The sequence below is a fragment of the Rhizobium sp. FY34 genome, from assembly GCF_005222845.1.
GTDB lineage: Bacteria > Pseudomonadota > Alphaproteobacteria > Rhizobiales > Rhizobiaceae > Neorhizobium.
In genome coordinates, this window is sequence record NZ_STFZ01000005.1 from 119,089 (window position 1) to 135,014 (window position 15,926).

General features: G+C 60.1%; 13 protein-coding genes. 9 read left to right on the forward strand and 4 right to left on the reverse strand.

Annotation, left to right across the window (positions count from 1 at the left end):
* Positions 1 to 146: 146 nt before the first annotated feature.
* The 3 genes from E8M77_RS02560 (at position 147) to E8M77_RS02570 (ending at position 3,883) form a co-directional block, all read left to right on the forward strand.
* A complete protein-coding gene (locus E8M77_RS02560) occupies positions 147 to 1,073 on the forward strand; it encodes a LysR family transcriptional regulator (RefSeq protein WP_137129041.1) in 927 nt (308 codons plus the stop codon).
* Between the two features lie 246 nt (positions 1,074 to 1,319).
* On the forward strand, positions 1,320 to 3,470 hold the full coding sequence (locus tag E8M77_RS02565) for a bifunctional diguanylate cyclase/phosphodiesterase (RefSeq protein ID WP_246659101.1): 2,151 nt from the start codon (positions 1,320 to 1,322) through the stop codon (positions 3,468 to 3,470).
* Positions 3,471 to 3,571: 101 nt separating this feature from the next.
* On the forward strand, positions 3,572 to 3,883 hold the full coding sequence (locus E8M77_RS02570) for a hypothetical protein (protein WP_137129043.1): 312 nt from the start codon (positions 3,572 to 3,574) through the stop codon (positions 3,881 to 3,883).
* Positions 3,884 to 4,022: 139 nt separating this feature from the next.
* Here the strand turns inward: E8M77_RS02570 and E8M77_RS02575 are convergent, their stop codons facing one another.
* From E8M77_RS02575 to E8M77_RS02585, 3 genes are all read right to left on the reverse strand, one after another.
* Complete coding sequence (locus E8M77_RS02575) at positions 4,023 to 4,877, reverse strand: alpha/beta fold hydrolase (RefSeq protein ID WP_137129044.1); 855 nt, start codon at positions 4,875 to 4,877, stop codon at positions 4,023 to 4,025.
* A 77-nt stretch (positions 4,878 to 4,954) separates the two neighbouring features.
* Entirely contained in the window at positions 4,955 to 5,722 is a 768-nt protein-coding gene (locus E8M77_RS02580; protein WP_137129045.1) for a coniferyl-alcohol dehydrogenase, read from the reverse strand.
* 105 nt (positions 5,723 to 5,827) lie between these two features.
* Positions 5,828 to 7,300 (reverse strand): benzaldehyde dehydrogenase, encoded by a 1,473-nt coding sequence (locus tag E8M77_RS02585; RefSeq protein WP_137129046.1) that lies wholly within the window; start codon positions 7,298 to 7,300, stop codon positions 5,828 to 5,830.
* A 316-nt stretch (positions 7,301 to 7,616) separates the two neighbouring features.
* Here E8M77_RS02585 and E8M77_RS02590 point away from each other — a divergent pair, with 316 nt between their 5' ends.
* On the forward strand, positions 7,617 to 9,416 hold the full coding sequence (locus E8M77_RS02590) for a sigma-54-dependent Fis family transcriptional regulator (protein WP_137129047.1): 1,800 nt from the start codon (positions 7,617 to 7,619) through the stop codon (positions 9,414 to 9,416).
* A gap of 15 nt (positions 9,417 to 9,431) precedes the next feature.
* On the opposite strand, the gene E8M77_RS02595 is transcribed toward E8M77_RS02590, so the two are convergent.
* Positions 9,432 to 10,316 (reverse strand): methylenetetrahydrofolate reductase, encoded by an 885-nt coding sequence (locus E8M77_RS02595; protein ID WP_246659102.1) that lies wholly within the window; start codon positions 10,314 to 10,316, stop codon positions 9,432 to 9,434.
* 308 nt (positions 10,317 to 10,624) lie between these two features.
* On the opposite strand from E8M77_RS02595, the gene E8M77_RS02600 reads away from it, so the two are divergent.
* From E8M77_RS02600 to E8M77_RS02620, 5 genes are all read left to right on the forward strand, one after another.
* Entirely contained in the window at positions 10,625 to 11,584 is a 960-nt protein-coding gene (locus tag E8M77_RS02600) for a VOC family protein (RefSeq protein WP_137129048.1), read from the forward strand.
* A 132-nt stretch (positions 11,585 to 11,716) separates the two neighbouring features.
* Positions 11,717 to 12,565, forward strand: coding sequence for a formyltetrahydrofolate deformylase (purU, locus tag E8M77_RS02605; RefSeq protein WP_137129049.1), 849 nt, complete (start codon positions 11,717 to 11,719; stop codon positions 12,563 to 12,565).
* A gap of 24 nt (positions 12,566 to 12,589) precedes the next feature.
* Positions 12,590 to 13,447: a DUF1932 domain-containing protein gene (locus tag E8M77_RS02610; protein ID WP_137129050.1), complete on the forward strand. Its 858-nt coding sequence runs from the start codon at positions 12,590 to 12,592 to the stop codon at positions 13,445 to 13,447.
* 113 nt (positions 13,448 to 13,560) lie between these two features.
* Positions 13,561 to 14,295 carry a GntR family transcriptional regulator gene (locus E8M77_RS02615; protein WP_137129051.1) on the forward strand — a complete coding sequence of 245 codons (735 nt, stop codon included), beginning with the start codon at positions 13,561 to 13,563 and terminating at the stop codon, positions 14,293 to 14,295.
* 158 nt (positions 14,296 to 14,453) lie between these two features.
* Positions 14,454 to 15,866, forward strand: a complete 1,413-nt coding sequence (locus E8M77_RS02620; protein WP_137129052.1) for an aminomethyltransferase family protein — start codon at positions 14,454 to 14,456, stop codon at positions 15,864 to 15,866.
* Positions 15,867 to 15,926 lie beyond the last annotated feature (60 nt).

Below are 15,926 nucleotides of genomic sequence, written 5' to 3' on the forward strand. Positions count from 1 at the left end.
ACAGACTGAACCTGTTCAAATTTGACCAGCCCCTCTCCTCAAAGCGACCGGTCATCACATAATCATTGGCTATATCTCGCATTGACGCAAGCAAGCTGCGTGACTAATTGCAAACAAGCTCTGTTCATTTTTGAACAGATGGAGGGATGATGTCGCGCACGCAGTTCACCTGGGACGATCTGCAATTCTTCCTGGCGGTTGCCAGATCCGGGCAGCTATCGACGGCGGCACGCCAGCTGCGCACCAGTCATGTAACCGTAGCGAGGCGCATCGACCGGCTGGAATTTTCGTTGAAAGTAAAGCTGTTCGAGCGCAATCCGCGCGGCTATGTGCTGACGCCGATTGGCCACCGTTTCATCGAGACGGCGGAAAAGGTGGAGCTGGAGGCGGAACGCCTGCAGGCGGAAATCGCCGGCGGAGCGCTGATCCAGAGGGGCGTCGTGCGATTGTCGGCTCCAGAGGGCTTCGCCAATTTCTTCTTTGCCCAGATCCTTGTCGATCTGGCAGTGAAACATCCCAGCATTTCGCTGGAACTCGTCACCATCCAGCAGATCATGGCACTGTCGCGCAAGGAAGCGGATCTGGCCGTCGTGCTCGATCCGCCAAAGGCCGGTCCCTATTACTTCGAACCGTTGACCGGTTACCAACTGGCCATTTTTGCCACAGGCGATTATCTCTCCCGCGCTGGCGAACCACAACGCCGAGAGGATCTCCTCGATCACAGCTTCATCGGCTATATCCAGGACATGATTTTTGCCCCCGGCCTCGATTATCTGGGCGATATCCATCCGCGCATCCGCCCCAGCTTTCAAAGCTCCAGTATTTTTTCGCAACTGACGGCCACCCGCAACGGGCTGGGCCTCTGTGTCCTGCCCCTGTTCATCGCCGGCCAGTATCCGGAACTTCGCATGGTGCTGCCGGATGTCATTCTCGATCGTCAGTACTGGATTGTCTGCCACCATGACCTGCTGCAGGTTGCACGCGTTCGCGCCGTCATGGATTTTCTGAGAGCAAGTGTTGCAACACATGCCCAACGCTTCACCACAAGCGACGCACATAGGGCCGTCAGATAGTGGAAAAGCCGTCAATCGCCCCGGCGAATGCTACAATTCGGGGCATGACTGACCAATTTTGAAGCCAAATTTGCTTTTTAAGAGTCGTTAACCAAAAATATTTGCGCATCCTAATAGATCGTGAGCTACGTTCTGGTTGTAGAGCCTTGGCGGCATCACGGCGAACGCGGCTGGGGATAGGCTCGAATTTAAATCGATTAGGTCGTTGCAGACATGTCTTGGCATCGCATTTTCCCAAGCTTTTCAATGGCCTCAGCGCCGATAAAATCGGGTCTCCTGATCGTTACGACATTGATTCTGGGTTGGCTGGGCGCTGTCGTGATCAACGACATGCGCGATGCTGCAAACCTGTTGGATGACCGGCGGGCGGTAAGGGCTGCCACTGCCGCCCTCTCAAGCGTTCGCGACAACCTGTCATCCACCGTCAGGGACAATGCCGTCTGGGATGATGCCTTTGCGAAAATCCAGGGACCGGGAGCCGTCGATTGGATCTTCAGGAACTGGGGCAGGACGACGGAAGACTATCCGCTATATGACGGTGTCATTGTCACAGCACCGGACGGATCAACAACCTCTGCCTATTGGAAGGGCGAAGCGCTCAATGACAGCGAGAGCTTTTCAACACTCAATCCACAACTGCACCAAAGCCTCGAAGCGCCGTCCAATCCGCATGTCAGCTTCATTTCATCGAAGGGGCGCGTCATCCTGGCAGCGTCTGCTGCGATCCGCCCCTATTCCCATCAAGTGAACGATGGCGGCCTCTCGGTTCTGACATTCCTCAAAGTAATCAATGCCGATGCTGTCGCAAAGATTGCCAGCGATCACCAACTCGTCGGCCTTCACCTTACGCTCGCAGAGCCCGAAAGCGGACTGAATGTTGCCCTTGACGGCTTCGACAAGACGCCAGTGGCCTGGCTTGCCTGGCCAAGCGCAGCGCCCGGAACACAGATCTATTCAAGCGTTCGCCCGCTGGTGGCCATCACTCTTGGCCTGCTCGGGCTCTATCTCTTCGGCATCAGCTTGGCGGGTGCCGCCGAAACCCGCGAATTGCGGCGCCAGGCCTGGAAGTCAAGGTATGAAGCCATGCACGACCCACTGACCGGCCTGCATAATCGAAGCGGCCTGGTGGACGAATTGCGGCAGTCGCTTGTGGTCGGCCAGGGACCCGCTTGTCTGCATATCATCGACATCGATGGGTTCAAAGCAGTCAACGATGCCTGGGGCCATGCCGTGGGTGACGAACTCATCAAGCGGGTGGCCAGTACGCTGGAGAACATCCATCCGGACGTCACCGTCGTCGCCCGTATCGGCGGTGACAAATTCGCCATTCTGCAAAGCTTCGAGCGGTCGCAGGACGAGGTGAATGCCAATCTTCTGTCCGCCCTTTCCGTGCCGTTTCACATCAGCGGTCGAACCATCGAGATCGGTGCGAGCATCGGCTTCGTGACTGGTCATTCGGGCGAGGATGCGCATGAACTGATCCGCCGTGCGGATATCGCCCTCTACCGCGCCAAGGCGCAGGGCCGCAGCCAGGCGGTGCGCTACAGTCCTGAACTGGATCGCATTCGCGAGGAAAGGGCATCACTCGAGGCCAAGCTGCGCCATGCGCTGCATCACGACCAGATCCAGCCCGTATTCCAGCCCCTGGTCTGCGCCCGCACCGGCAAGATCCGCGGCGTCGAGGCTTTGGCACGCTGGCTCGATCCGGAAGGCCAGCGCAGCCCCGACCTTTTCATACCGCTTGCCGAACGCTGCGGCCTCATCGATACGCTCGGGTTGCAGATGATCCGCAAGTCGATGCGAGCGATCAGTGGCTGGCAGGAACTCGGCCTTTCGGTGAATGTCTCGCCGATCCAGCTGTGCAATCCGAATTTCTCCGCAGCCGTTCTCAAAGTGCTCAGCCAGGAAGGCTTCGATGCGCGCCGCCTGACGCTGGAAATCACCGAAAGCGTGCTGATGAAGAACCCTGAGCAGGCACAAAGATCGATCACTGTTCTGAAAGCGGCAGGCATCCGCTTTGCGCTCGACGATTTTGGCTGCGGCTATGCCAGCATCGGCACGCTGCGCGCCTTCGGTTTCGACCGGATGAAAATCGACCGTTCGCTGGTGGTGGCAGCGGCAGAAAACGCATCCGGGCGCGACGTGCTCTACGCGACCATTGCACTGGCAACGGCGCTCAGCATTCCGGTCACCGCCGAAGGCATCGAGACCAGCGATCAGGCGGATATGGTCAGGGCCGCCGGATGCGACCAGTTGCAGGGCTATATGCTGGGCAAGCCGATGCCGCTGGCCGATCTGGAAAAGGCACTCGCCGCCAAGGTCGCCAACTGGGCCGAACCGCCCATCTCGCAACGCTCGGCGACAGGACTTGAATCCCGCCGGTCCGTCACCAAATAAGGTTCGACCCGCTGGTCCGGGCCCCTCTGGCGAAAGCTTCGGCACTTTCGCGATGTCGGACCGTTTCCGACTTCGTTGCCGACCTTTCTAAGAGGTAGACCATGATCTCCGATATCGCCGCCTGGCTTTTTGCCCTTTTCGTCATCGATCCGCTACAGGCGGAAGTCCGCGAAAGGGTCGCGCAAGCCAATCTGCCGGTCGAAGCCATACAACAATCCCAGCAATGCGTGACGACCCAGGCACCTCTGCTTCTCGAGCGTGCCACCAATGATCCATCCTGGGCAGTTGGTACGGCCGTGAGCGTTGCTGTCGGCTGGACCCCAACCACCCAGTTGTTTGATACGGCGGACCCGAACTGCGCGGTTCTTGTGCGCGTGTTCTCAGGCAATGGCAGCGAAGACGCTGCGTCCTGATCGACAGACTGCGCCGACCTCGTAGGGAAATCGGCGCAACATATTCATCAGCGGTCAATTTTGGCGTGCCAGCGCCGTTTGCGCCATGGAGAGCACCGCCACTGCGCACACGGCCCTCCCTCCGGGTGCAATCAACACGTTATGCGGCGACCCCTTCGCGGCTGGCAGCCTTCTTCAGAAGATCCGAGAGGATCTGGTTGAAGCGCTGCGACTGCTCGAATTGCGGCGTGTGACCGCATTCTTCGAGAACGATGATCTCCGCCTGGCGGCAGAGCGCAGCGGCCGCTTGGGAATGCGACAGCGGCAAGACGATATCCTGGCGCCCGTGCACGATGGTCACGGGGATCTGAAGGGCGCCGAGAATTGCCCGCGAACGGTCAACAATCTGCGGCTTCTGACCGGAAAGACTGGTCATGCTGCGCATGGTTGCCAGGAAAGGCGCAACGGCGCCGGGCTTATGGACGTTGCGCGTCACACAGGCACGCAACTCCTCGGTCACCACCGACGGATCATGGAAAAGAGCTTTCAACTGCTGCTCGACGGCCATTGGGCCGGGTCTGTTCAACAATTCGCCAAGGAAGGGCAAGGTCATCAGGCGGAAAGGCAGATAGGTCTCCCGGCCCAGGGTTGCTGCATCGGCAAGCAAGAGCCCGACAACACGGTTCGGCTGAAGATCGGCCATGCGCAGAGATATCGCTCCGCCGAGCGAATTGCCCACCAGCACCAGATTCTGAAGACCGAGCGCATCGGCAAAGCGCCATGCAAACCGGCTGAAACTGTCTGGATCATAGGGCTGCGCACCCATGCCGGACAGACCATGGCCGGGCATGTCCCAGGCTATCAGCCGCACCGTGCCATCGGCTGTGTCCAACTGCTTCTGCCACAGTTCCAGCGATCCCGCGATGCCATGCGTCATCAGAACGGTCGGACCGTCACCGCCGCGATCACGGTAGCGAATGTTCACACCGTCCACGACAATCATCTTATCCTGCATGTCGGCCTCCCTTCCTCTGTTCACCTCAACACCTCATCCGGCAGCCACCGCCCTTACGCGGTAGCTGCCGGATGTCATCAGACGTAAGCAGCCTCAACGCCGCCATCAACGGGCAGGTTGGCACCAACCACCCAGCGTGCATCATCGGAGCAAAGGAAGACTACGGGACCGGCAACCTCATCGGCAAGTGCCGGGCGCTTCATCAGTGCGGAGTCACGCTCGACACGCTCTTGCCCGAGCATCGAGACGAAATCGCCGAGGATCGGTGTGAAGACGGGACCGGGCGCGACCGAATTCATGCGGATGTCGTGCTGCATGAAGAGTTCAACGCTGCGCTTCTTCGTCCAGACGATCAGCGCCTCCTTGAAATACTGGTAGCAAGTCTCCTGGGCTACCGGGTTTGCGTCCAGCCATGCCTTGCCTGCGGCAAAGCCTGCCGTCGCGGCCAGCTGTTTGTGGGCGTCCAGGCGTTTCGGCCACTCAACGCCAAGGATGGAGGCGAAATTGACGATTGAGCCGCCCTTGGGCATGCGTGGCACCAGCGCGTCCGTCAAATGGCGCAGGCCCAGATAGTTGACCCTGGCGACCACGTCGCGATCGACGGTCCCAGGAACGCCTGCGGCATTCACCAGACCGTCGATCTGCGCGGGGAGATGGGAAATGGCCGCATCGATGGCGGCTGGATCACCGAGGTCCATCTTGACGAAACCGTCGAGGGTCACCATCGGATCGTTGCGATCGACGCCAATCACATGGGCGCCGTGAAAGCGGGCCAGCCGCGCAACTTCGCCGCCGATGCCGGAGGACGCTCCGGTTATCACAATTGTCTTGCCATGCAGTTTCATGGTTCACATCCTTCAAAAATAACTGGGAGGGCTAGACTGGCCCCACAGGTAGCGCGCAGTTGCGGGGCCAGTCTAGCAAGGTCTGACGGGACCAATTGCGGACGGTCAGAACGGATAGGCCGTCGCCTGGTCCTTCACGGAAACCCATTGCCACTGGGTGAACTCTTCGATATCGGCTGGACCGCCCATGCGGCTGCCATTGCCCGACTTGCCGCGACCGCCAAAGGGCGCATAGGGGCCACCATTCACCGTCTGGTCGTTGATGTGGAGCTGGCCGACATTCAGTTGATCGCCAAGCGCCATGGCGCGTCCGACATTGGCGGAGATCACACCGGCGGCCAAACCGTATTCCGAGCGGTTGGCCAGTTCGACGGCGTCCTCGTCGCTCTTGAACGAGACGATGCAGGCGACCGGTCCAAAAATCTCCTCGTCGAAGGCGCGCATGCCGGGCTTGACGCCGGAAAGCACGGTTGCCTTGTAATAACGCCCATCATGCGTACCGCCGGCCAGAAGCTCTGCCCCCTTGGCAACGGCGTCATCGACTATGGCCTGGATACCGGCCACCTGCTGGTCGGAAATGATCGGGCCCAAGGCAACCTGATGTGTCGAGGGATCGCCCACCGGCAGGTGCGAGGCCTTGGCAGCCAGCCTTTCGCTGAGGCCGGCAACAATCTTTTCATCGGCGAGAACAAGACCGGTTGCCATGCAGATCTGTCCCTGATGCAGGAAGGCACCCCAGGCGGCATTGGAGGCGGCGACATCGAGATCGGCATCATCAAGGATGATCAGGGCGTTCTTACCGCCGAGTTCCAGCTGCACCTTCTTCAGGTGCTTTCCGCACAATTCGCCGACCTTGGAGCCGCCGCGCGCCGAACCTGTGAACGAAACCATCGCGATATTATCATCGGTGCAGAGCGCTTCGCCGGCTTCTGCACCACCCGGAATGATGTGCAGCACGCCTTTGGGCAGACCGGCATCCTCGAAAATGCGGGCAATGATGATGCCGCCGGAAATCGGCGTGCGCGGATCGGGCTTGTGGACAACGGTATTGCCCAAAGCCAGGGCCGGCGCGATAGAGCGGATCGACAGGACAAGCGGAAAGTTGAAGGGCGAAATGACGCCGACAACGCCGTGCGGCACGCGGCGTGCGTAATTGGTGCGGCTGTCCATGCCCGGCAGGAAGGCGCCTGTCGGCGCAGTCGCAAGTGTTGCCGCCTGGCGGATGAACAGCGCGCCATGTTCGACTTCGATCATCGCCTTGGCATGGATGGAGCCGGACTCCCTCATGATCCACGGCGCCAGTTCCGCGCCGTTTTCTTCCAGAAGATCGGCAGCCTTGTTGAGGATCTTTGCCCGCTCCGATGCGAGCATCCTGGCCCATTCCTTCTGGGCGGCCTTCGCCTCGCCGGCGGCGCGGGCAATATCCTGCGCTCCACCAAGGCCCACGCAGGCGACATGCGATCCATTGGCCGGATCGAGCACATTGACCGTGCCGGCAGCGGTTGCCTGCCAGCCGGAGAAATAGGCAAGGCCGTCCCAGCGGCTGGATTGCAGGAAGTCGGGGTGATGAATGTTCATGATGAGTGTCTCCTCAAGCTTCGAATTGAGCAGGACAAGCTTCGCCTTCGGCACGAAACAGGGTTTCGCCCGGCAGTCGGTGACGACGACGGTGCAGTCCTCCGATCCGTCTCCTCAACGGCTCTGACACCATGCAGCAAACAGCGTGCCAATTTCGGTAGAAGGCCTGGCGCAAGCGCTGGAAGCATGGGCAACGGCTGGAAAGACTTATCTTTTGGCAAATCAGGATCGGGACAGGACAGGCAGAAAGTGCTTGCAAGACTTCATCAAATGATAAAAAATTTCGTGTAATACCCGATCTTATGAAAGCTCTCCCATGCCCGACGATCTGCTGCCGCGCTTGATCTCCCTGGCTGCCGCCTCCAAGAAGACCGGCAAGATGCTGTCGCGCGGCGCTTTCGACGAGCTGGATTCCGGTGCATCGCCGACCTTGAGCGAACTGACCGAGACCCTGCACTTCTCGCTCGGCGACGGACGGATCTGGCTCAACGACCAGCGCATGGTGCTGATGCAGGCGCAGGTGCTTGGACGGCTGCGTCAGGAGGTCATCGATGCCTTCGGCGTCGAGGCCGCCAAGGGCCTGTTCATGCGGGTGGGCTATATGCAGGGCGTGCGCGACGCAGAACTGATCCAGAAACGCTTTCCCAACGAGGATCTCACCCATGCGCTGGCCGCCGGTCCGCGCGTTCATACGCTGGAAGGCTTCGTCAAGGTGACGACGCGACACTTCCGTTTCGACGGCAAAAGGGGCACCTATTTCGGCGAATTCCTCTGGGAGGATTCCTCGGAAGCAGCCGAACATATTGCCCATTACGGACTTGCCAGCGAGCCGGTCTGCTGGATGCAGACAGGCTATCCCACCGGCTATACGAGCACATTGTTCAAGCGTCCTGTGATCTTTCGCGAGATAGAATGCGTGGCCATGGGTGCGCCGCACTGCCTGGTGATAGGCCAGAATGCCGAGGAATGGGGCGATGACGCACCGGAGCGGGCCTATCTCGGGCTGGAATGGAAACGCACACGACCGACAAGCAACAGGCCAATTCCGCCGCCCACCGAAACGGAGGGCGAGGACACACCGGAAGACGAGGCGCCGCTAGAGGCAGTTGGCCAGATCGTTGGCGTCTCGGCGAGTTTCCTTCGGGCTCGCGCCATGGTCGAAAAAGTGGCTGATACCGAGGCCACCGTGCTGCTCATCGGTGAATCGGGCGTCGGCAAGGAGGTATTTTCACAGCAGCTGCACCGCCTGAGCGCCCGCGCGGGTGCGCCATTCGTGGCGATCAATTGCGCCGCCATTCCAGACAACCTGGTCGAATCGGAGCTGTTCGGGGTCGAAAAAGGCGCCTTTACCGGCGCCGTCGCTTCACGCGCCGGCTATTTCGAACGGGCAGCATCCGGCACGCTCTTCCTCGATGAAATCGCATCGCTTGCCTATGCCGCACAGGGAAAGCTGCTGCGCGCCATCCAGGAGCGACAGATTGAGCGCGTCGGCGGCACACGTACAATTCCCGCCGATGTGCGGGTGATTGCCGCCTCAAACGTCGATCTCGCCGATGAAGTGCGGGCCGGACGCTTTCGCCAGGACCTCTACTTTCGCCTCTGCGTTTTCCCGATCGTCATTCCGCCGCTTCGCGAACGTCGCGATGACATTCCCTTCCTGGTGTCGCACTTCCTGGCGCAATTCAAGCAGCGCCACCGCCGCACCTGCCGCGGGCTGACGCACCGGGCCATGGATGCACTGCTCGCCTATGCGTTTCCCGGCAATATTCGTGAATTGCAGAACCTGATCGAGCGCGGCGTGATCTTTGCCGATGCCGGCGGCCAGATCGATGTCCAGCACCTGTTCAGCGGACATGAGATCTCGCCGGTCTTTCCCCAGCATTTGAGCACCGAAGGGCGGGTGCGCGCCTATGGGCAAACCGATCAACCCTTGCCGGCACAGGCACCAGGCCGGATCACCTCAGCCGAGGATCTCGCAGAGGCGGAGGAAGCGCTATACCGGGACGCCATGTCCCAGGCCGGTGGCAATATCTCGTCGGCCGCCCGTCGCCTAGGCCTCAGCCGGGCGAAGTTCGAGTATCGCCTGAAGAAATTCGCTCTCTCCGGCAAGCGCTGAGCCCGAGAGAGCGCCTCAACCAACAGTTTTGCGCGCCCAGTTCGCAGACGCTTCAATCCCGCCGAGCGGAAACAGATGGATGCGGTCGAGCAGGCTATCGGGGTTATTCACCTTGTAGGCCTCAAGCGCCTGCACGAGATCCGTCGGTTCATAGGGCGTCAGAAGGCGCGTCACATCGAGCGCACGCTTCTGCAGGATGGACAAAGAAGGCCCGACGCCGCAGGAGAGCGCATATTTGATCAGTGTTTGCAGCTTGGCCGGACCCGCAACGCCCACATGCACGGGCAGAGTCACACCAATCGACGCCAGACGCTCCACCCAGCGGATGATCCCCTGCGCATCAAAGGCAAACTGCGTGGTAATCGCCATGCGCGCATCCGTGCGGCTGGCATAATCCTGCTTGGTCAGAAGGGCTGCATCCATCACCTTTGTCGTGCCGTCGCGCTCGATATCGCGATTGCCTTCCGGGTGACCGGCCACATGCAGATCGGTAAAGCCCATGGCATCAAACAGACCGGTTTCAATCATATCGATCGAGCTTGTGAACATGCCGCACGCAGTGGCATTGCCACCGGCAAGCAGCAGGGCCTGGCGCACATCCGCCTCGTTGCGATAGCGCGACAGCAGATCTTGCAATTCGGCGCGTCCCGCCAGAGACCGCGCCGGCAGATGCGGCATGACCGCAAAACCCTCGCGGTTCAACCGGCGCGCTGTCGCCACCATATCATCCAGCGGTGTGCCATCGATATGCGCCAGATAGATGCGGGTTTGACCGGGGCAGAGCAGGCGAAAATCCGCGATCTTGGCCGCCGTGCGCGGCATCACTTCGATCGACCAGTGATCGATCAGACGCGACCTGCGCGCGCTCGAAGTCACGCCTGCCCCTTCATGGCTGTTCATGCGCATGTCCATCCTCTTCCTCCACAGTTCCCTAGCAATAATGTATACATAAAATTCAAAACAGCAAAGACAGATTCATAAATTCGCGGCATTAACGGCGATACAATGGGGATTTCGCCAAGCCCTGGATAAATCCGCCCTCGCCGATGTATTCATCTGTTGCAAGGTGGAAACCTTTCTGGCAGTCTGGCTAGTGAGGAGAAAGCGATGAGGGCCTCATCGCCATCAGCCGTCCATAGCGGTCGGTTGAAGCATCATAAAGTCTTGGGAGGGACGCTTATGCATGCATGCAGCAAAGGGGTTGCGCCATGAGCGAACCCTGTTTTGACGTCGCCCATCTGGGGCATGTAGAGCTTTATTCCGATCGTTTTGAGGAAAGCCTGGATTTTTTCACCCGCGTCTATGGCCTGACGGCAAGCCGGGTGGAAAAGGACTGCGCCTATTTGCGCGCCTTCGACGATTACGAATTTCATACGTTGAAACTGTCGCGCCACCATACGACAGGCATTGGTCATGTCGGCTACCGCACAAGTTCCGAGGCCGCACTTCTGCGACGCGTGGCGGTGATCGAGTCCATGGGCTGCGGCATTGGTTGGGTGGAGGGCGACGAAGGCCATGGCCGCGCCTACCGTTTTACCGATCCAGACGGCCATATTTTCGAACTCTATTACGACACGTGCATCTATGAGGCGCCGCCGGACGAAAGGCCGGCGCTGAAGAATATCGCCCAACGCTATCATGGTCGCGGCGCATGCCCTCGCCGGCTCGACCATCTGAATCTGCTCGCAACCGATGTGCGCGCCATCCGCACCTTCATGACGCAGGCGCTCGGCAGCCGGGTGACGGAGCAGATCGCGCTCGACAATGGACGCCTTGGCGGCTGCTGGTTCACCGTCAATAACAAGACCTATGATATTGCCTATTCGGAAGACCACACCGGCGCCAAGGGCCGCTTCCACCATGTGACCTACGCCGTGGACCAGCGCGAAGACATCCTGCGGGCTGCCGATATCTTTCTTGAAAACGGCGTCCATATCGAAACCGGCCCGCACAAGCACGCGATTCAGGGCACATTCTTTCTCTATGTATGGGAACCCGCCGGCAACCGCGTGGAACTCGCCAATGCCGGTGCACGCCTGATCCTGCGCCCGGACTGGCCGACCGTGACCTGGACGGAGACCGAGCGCAAGAAGGGCCAGGCCTGGGGCCTGAAGACCATCGACACTTTCCACACCCACGGCACGCCGCCGGTTCAACACAAGGAATAGATCCATGTCCAAAACGGCATTGGTGATCAGCGCCCGGTCGTCAATCCAGCCGCGCCGCGCAGGGTGGCGGGCCATTCGATGATTTCAATTCTGAATGAGGAGGCAGGCCGAAAAGGCCCGCAGGCATGACCCATGACCGATTACATCATGACGCTTCGCTGCAACAATAGAAGTGGCATTGTTGCCGCCATTGCCGGACGGATCGCCCGCGAGGGCGGTGATATTACCGAGGCACACCAGTTCGACGATCCGGAAACCGGCATGTTTTTCATGCGGGTGGCCTTTCGTCTCGAGAGTGCGATCGACCCTCTGCGGGCAGGCCTTGGCGAGGATATCGCACGGTTTGGCCTAGACCTGACACTTCGTCCGGCGGGAAGCAAACGCAAGGTGCTGCTTCTGGTGTCGAAATTCGACCATTGCCTCGGCGATCTTCTCTACCGCGCGCGCATCGGAGAGTTGAACATAGAGCCGGTCGCCATTGTCGGCAATCACGCCCGCGAAACACTGAACCTGACCCTACTGGGGCAGATCCCCTATCACCACCTGCCCGTCACCAAAGACAATAAGGCCGAGCAGGAAAATGCGGTGCGCCACCTGATCGAGGAGACAGGCGCCGAACTGGTCGTACTCGCCCGTTATATGCAGATCCTGTCCGACGCGTTTTCCGCATTCCTGTCGGGCCGCTGCATCAATATCCACCACAGCTTCCTGCCCGGCTTCAAGGGCGCCAAACCCTATCACCAGGCGCACAGAAGGGGCGTGAAGATGATCGGCGCAACGGCCCATTATGTGACCGGCGATCTGGATGAAGGGCCGATCATCTGCCAGGATGTCGAGCCGGTCAGCCATGCCGATACACCGGACGATCTGGTGCGCAAGGGGCGCGACATCGAGCGGCGCGTACTGGCCCGCGCTGTTGCCTGGCACCTGGAAGATCGCGTATTGTTGAACAAGGACAAGACCGTCGTATTTGCCAAATGACGTCGTCTGCTTGAGGAGGGGCGCATGCGGATCGGCTTTTTGGGGTATGGAGAAGCAGGCCGCGCCTTTCACGAAGGCCTGACGAGACCGGATCTGTCGGTCCTTGCCTATGATCACGCGCTGCGCGGCCAGGCTAATGGCGACATGCGCGCAGCCATGACGGAACGCGGTGCGGCAGTGGTTGAAACCGCGGGTGAGCTTGCTACTGCCGACTGGATCTTCAGCGCCGTAACCGCCGACCAGAGCCTTGCCGCCGTCGCAGACCTTGCGTCCCATCTGAGACGGGGACATCTGCTGATCGACATCAACTCGGTCTCGCCGGAGCGCAAGCGGGCAACGGCATCGCTGGTGGCGCGTTCAGGGGCCGACTATCTCGACATGGCAGTGATGGCGCCGGTTCACCCGCGCCGGCACGCAACGCCGGTGTTGATTGCAGGGCCTCTGGCCGAGCCGCTTTTGCCAAAGCTGACAGCGCTTGGGTTTTGCGCAGAAATTGCCGGCCCGACGATCGGTGCGGCAACGGCCATCAAGATGGTCCGCTCCCTCTTCGTCAAAGGGCTTGAGGCGCTGACCGTGGAGACGCTGCTTTCCGCGCAGGCCTCCGGCTGTTACGACTATGTCCTGGCCTCGCTGTCCTCCTCCTATCCGGGCCTCAACTGGCCGGATTTTGCCGCCTATCAATTCGAACGGACGCTGCGCCATGGCGAAAGGCGCGCCGCCGAAATGCGTGAAAGCGCCGAGACATTGGCAGCTCTTGGCCTGCAGGGCACGCTGGCAGACGAGATCGCCGATGTACAGGCAGCCATGGGACAGTGCGGACTTGGCGCGGAAACCGATCTGCATGATGTGGTGAAAGCCAGCCTGAAGAAGCGCATGTCCTGACACAGCCGATGATAGGCTTGCCTTACCGGGCGTGTTATACAGACGAGAGGTACGCGCACGGCGCGCAGGCGATGGCGAGCGAGGCATCGGCAGGAATGAGCAGGGAAGCAGACATGAAGCAGGGGGAAGCGGCCACGCATGGCCGGAGGGCCGTTATCGAGTTGCGGGAACGGATCTTGAGCGGCGAGTTGCAAGGGGGAACCCGGCTGTTCGAAGTGCCACTGGCGGAACTGCTCGATATTTCCCGCACCCCTGTCCGCGAGGCCCTGTCACGGCTGGCTGAAGAAGGCCTGCTCGACCGGTTGCCGAGTGGCGGCTTCATCGTGCGGCGCTTTGGCTTCACGGATGTGGCCGATTCAATCGAAGTGCGTGGCGTGATGGAGGGCATGGCGGCAAGAGTTGCAGCAGAACGCGGCGTCGCGCCGGAACTGATGGCCGAGATCAAGGAAACGGTAGCCCGGCTTGACGCCTGTTTCGGCGAGGATGCCGACGATCTCGACTTCGACACCTATGCGGATCTCAACGAGATTTTCCACAAACAGATGGCGGGGCTTTGCGGCAGCGACGTTATCCGCCGCGAAGTGGAACGGGCGAGTGCCCTGCCCTTTGCCTCGCCCTCCGCCTTTCTGCCCAACCGCTCGGACATCATGGCGTTTCGCCGTTCGCTGCGCACGGCGCAGGAGCAGCACCGGGCGCTGGTGCGCGCCATAGAGCAGCGCGAGGGCGCGCGGGCTGAGGCCATTGCGCGCGAACATGCGCGCACGGCCCGCAACAATCTTGAATACATTTTGCACGAAGACCCCTCACTCCTCGACAAGGTCAAGGTTCTGGCGCTCGTCCAGGCCTGATCCGGTTTGTCTGAGCGTTTTCAAGGCGCCACCCTGCGGCGTCTTAGCTTCTGCATGCCTGAAAATCTGTCGGACCGGATGATTTTGCACTTGCAAATCATCGCGCTTCGTCGTTCTGTGTATACAGGAGACAATATCAATCGGGAGGAGGCACTCAGATGAAATCCAGCTTGAGCCAGGTATTGGCAGATTCACGCAATGCCGTCGATTTGCTGCGCAACACCAAGGGCGGCATGTATGTATACCCGGTCGTCGCACCGGAATTTGCCAACTGGCGGAGCGAACAAGCCGCATGGCGCCATTCCGCCGTGCTATTTGATCAGTCGCACCACATGGACGAACTGATCGTCGAAGGCCCGGAAGCCGAAAAATTCCTCAGCCATCACGGCATCAATGCATTTTCGAATTTCGGCCTGAACCGCGCCAAGCATTTCGTGCCGGTCACGCCCAATGGTCACGTCATCGGAGACCACATCATCTTCCGCGAACGCGAGGACAAGTTCATCCTCGTCGGCCGCGCCCCGACATCCAACTGGCTGATGTTCTGTGCTGCCTATGGCAAGTGGAATGTGCGCATCAAGCACGATCCGCGTTCGCCGTCGCGCCCCGAGGGCGAGCGCGTTCTGCGCACGCATTACCGCTTCCAAATCCAGGGACCGGATGCGCCGAAGATCTTTGAAAAGATGAATGGCGGACCGGTCCAGGAAATCAAGTTCTTCCACGTCGATTGGATCAATATCGGATCGAAGAAGGTGCAGGCGCTGCGCCACGGCATGTCCGGCGCACCGGGCCTGGAAGTCTGGGGTCCTTACGAGGACAAGAGCTATATTCTCTCCTGCATTCTGGAAGCCGCAAAGGATGCCGGCGTCGATCTCGTGCGCTGCGGCAGCCGCGCCTATTCCACCAACACGCTGGAATCGGGATGGATCCCCTCGCCTCTGCCGGGGATCTATACCGGCGACGGCATGATGGCGGCCTATCGCGATTGGCTGGGCGCCGACAGCTATGAAGCCATGGGCTCGATTGGCGGCAGCTTCGTCTCCGACAATATCGAGGACTATTACGTCAATCCGTTCGAGCTGGGCTACGACTTCTATATCGGCTGGAAGAAGGATGACTTCATCGGCAAGGCTGCGCTGGAAAAGATGAAGACCCAGACCAACCGCCGCAAGGTGACCTTCGAGTGGAATGCCGAAGACGTGGTGGAGGTCATCGCATCGGCCTTCCGGCCGGGCGAAGACCACTACAAGTGGATCGATTTCCCGCAGCCGAACTATGCCTCATCCAGCGCCGATCTGATCCTGCGCGACGGCAAGAAGGTGGGCATGTCGATGTTCAACGGCTATTCCTACAATGAGCGCTGCGTACTGTCGCTCGGCGTGGTGGATGCCGATGTCAAGGAAGGCGAAATCCTCACGCTGGTCTGGGGTGAGCCGGATGGTGGCTCGGGTAAAACCTCCACCGAACGCCATAAGCAGGCCCATATCCGCGTCCGGGTTTCGCCAACCCCTTACGCATCCCAGGCACGCGAAAGCTATGCCGACAGCTGGCGCACGAAGCGCCCTGCCTGATCGGGCGATGCCATAAAACTCATGCAAACGGCGTCCGTAAGGGCGCCGTTTCGCGTTGTA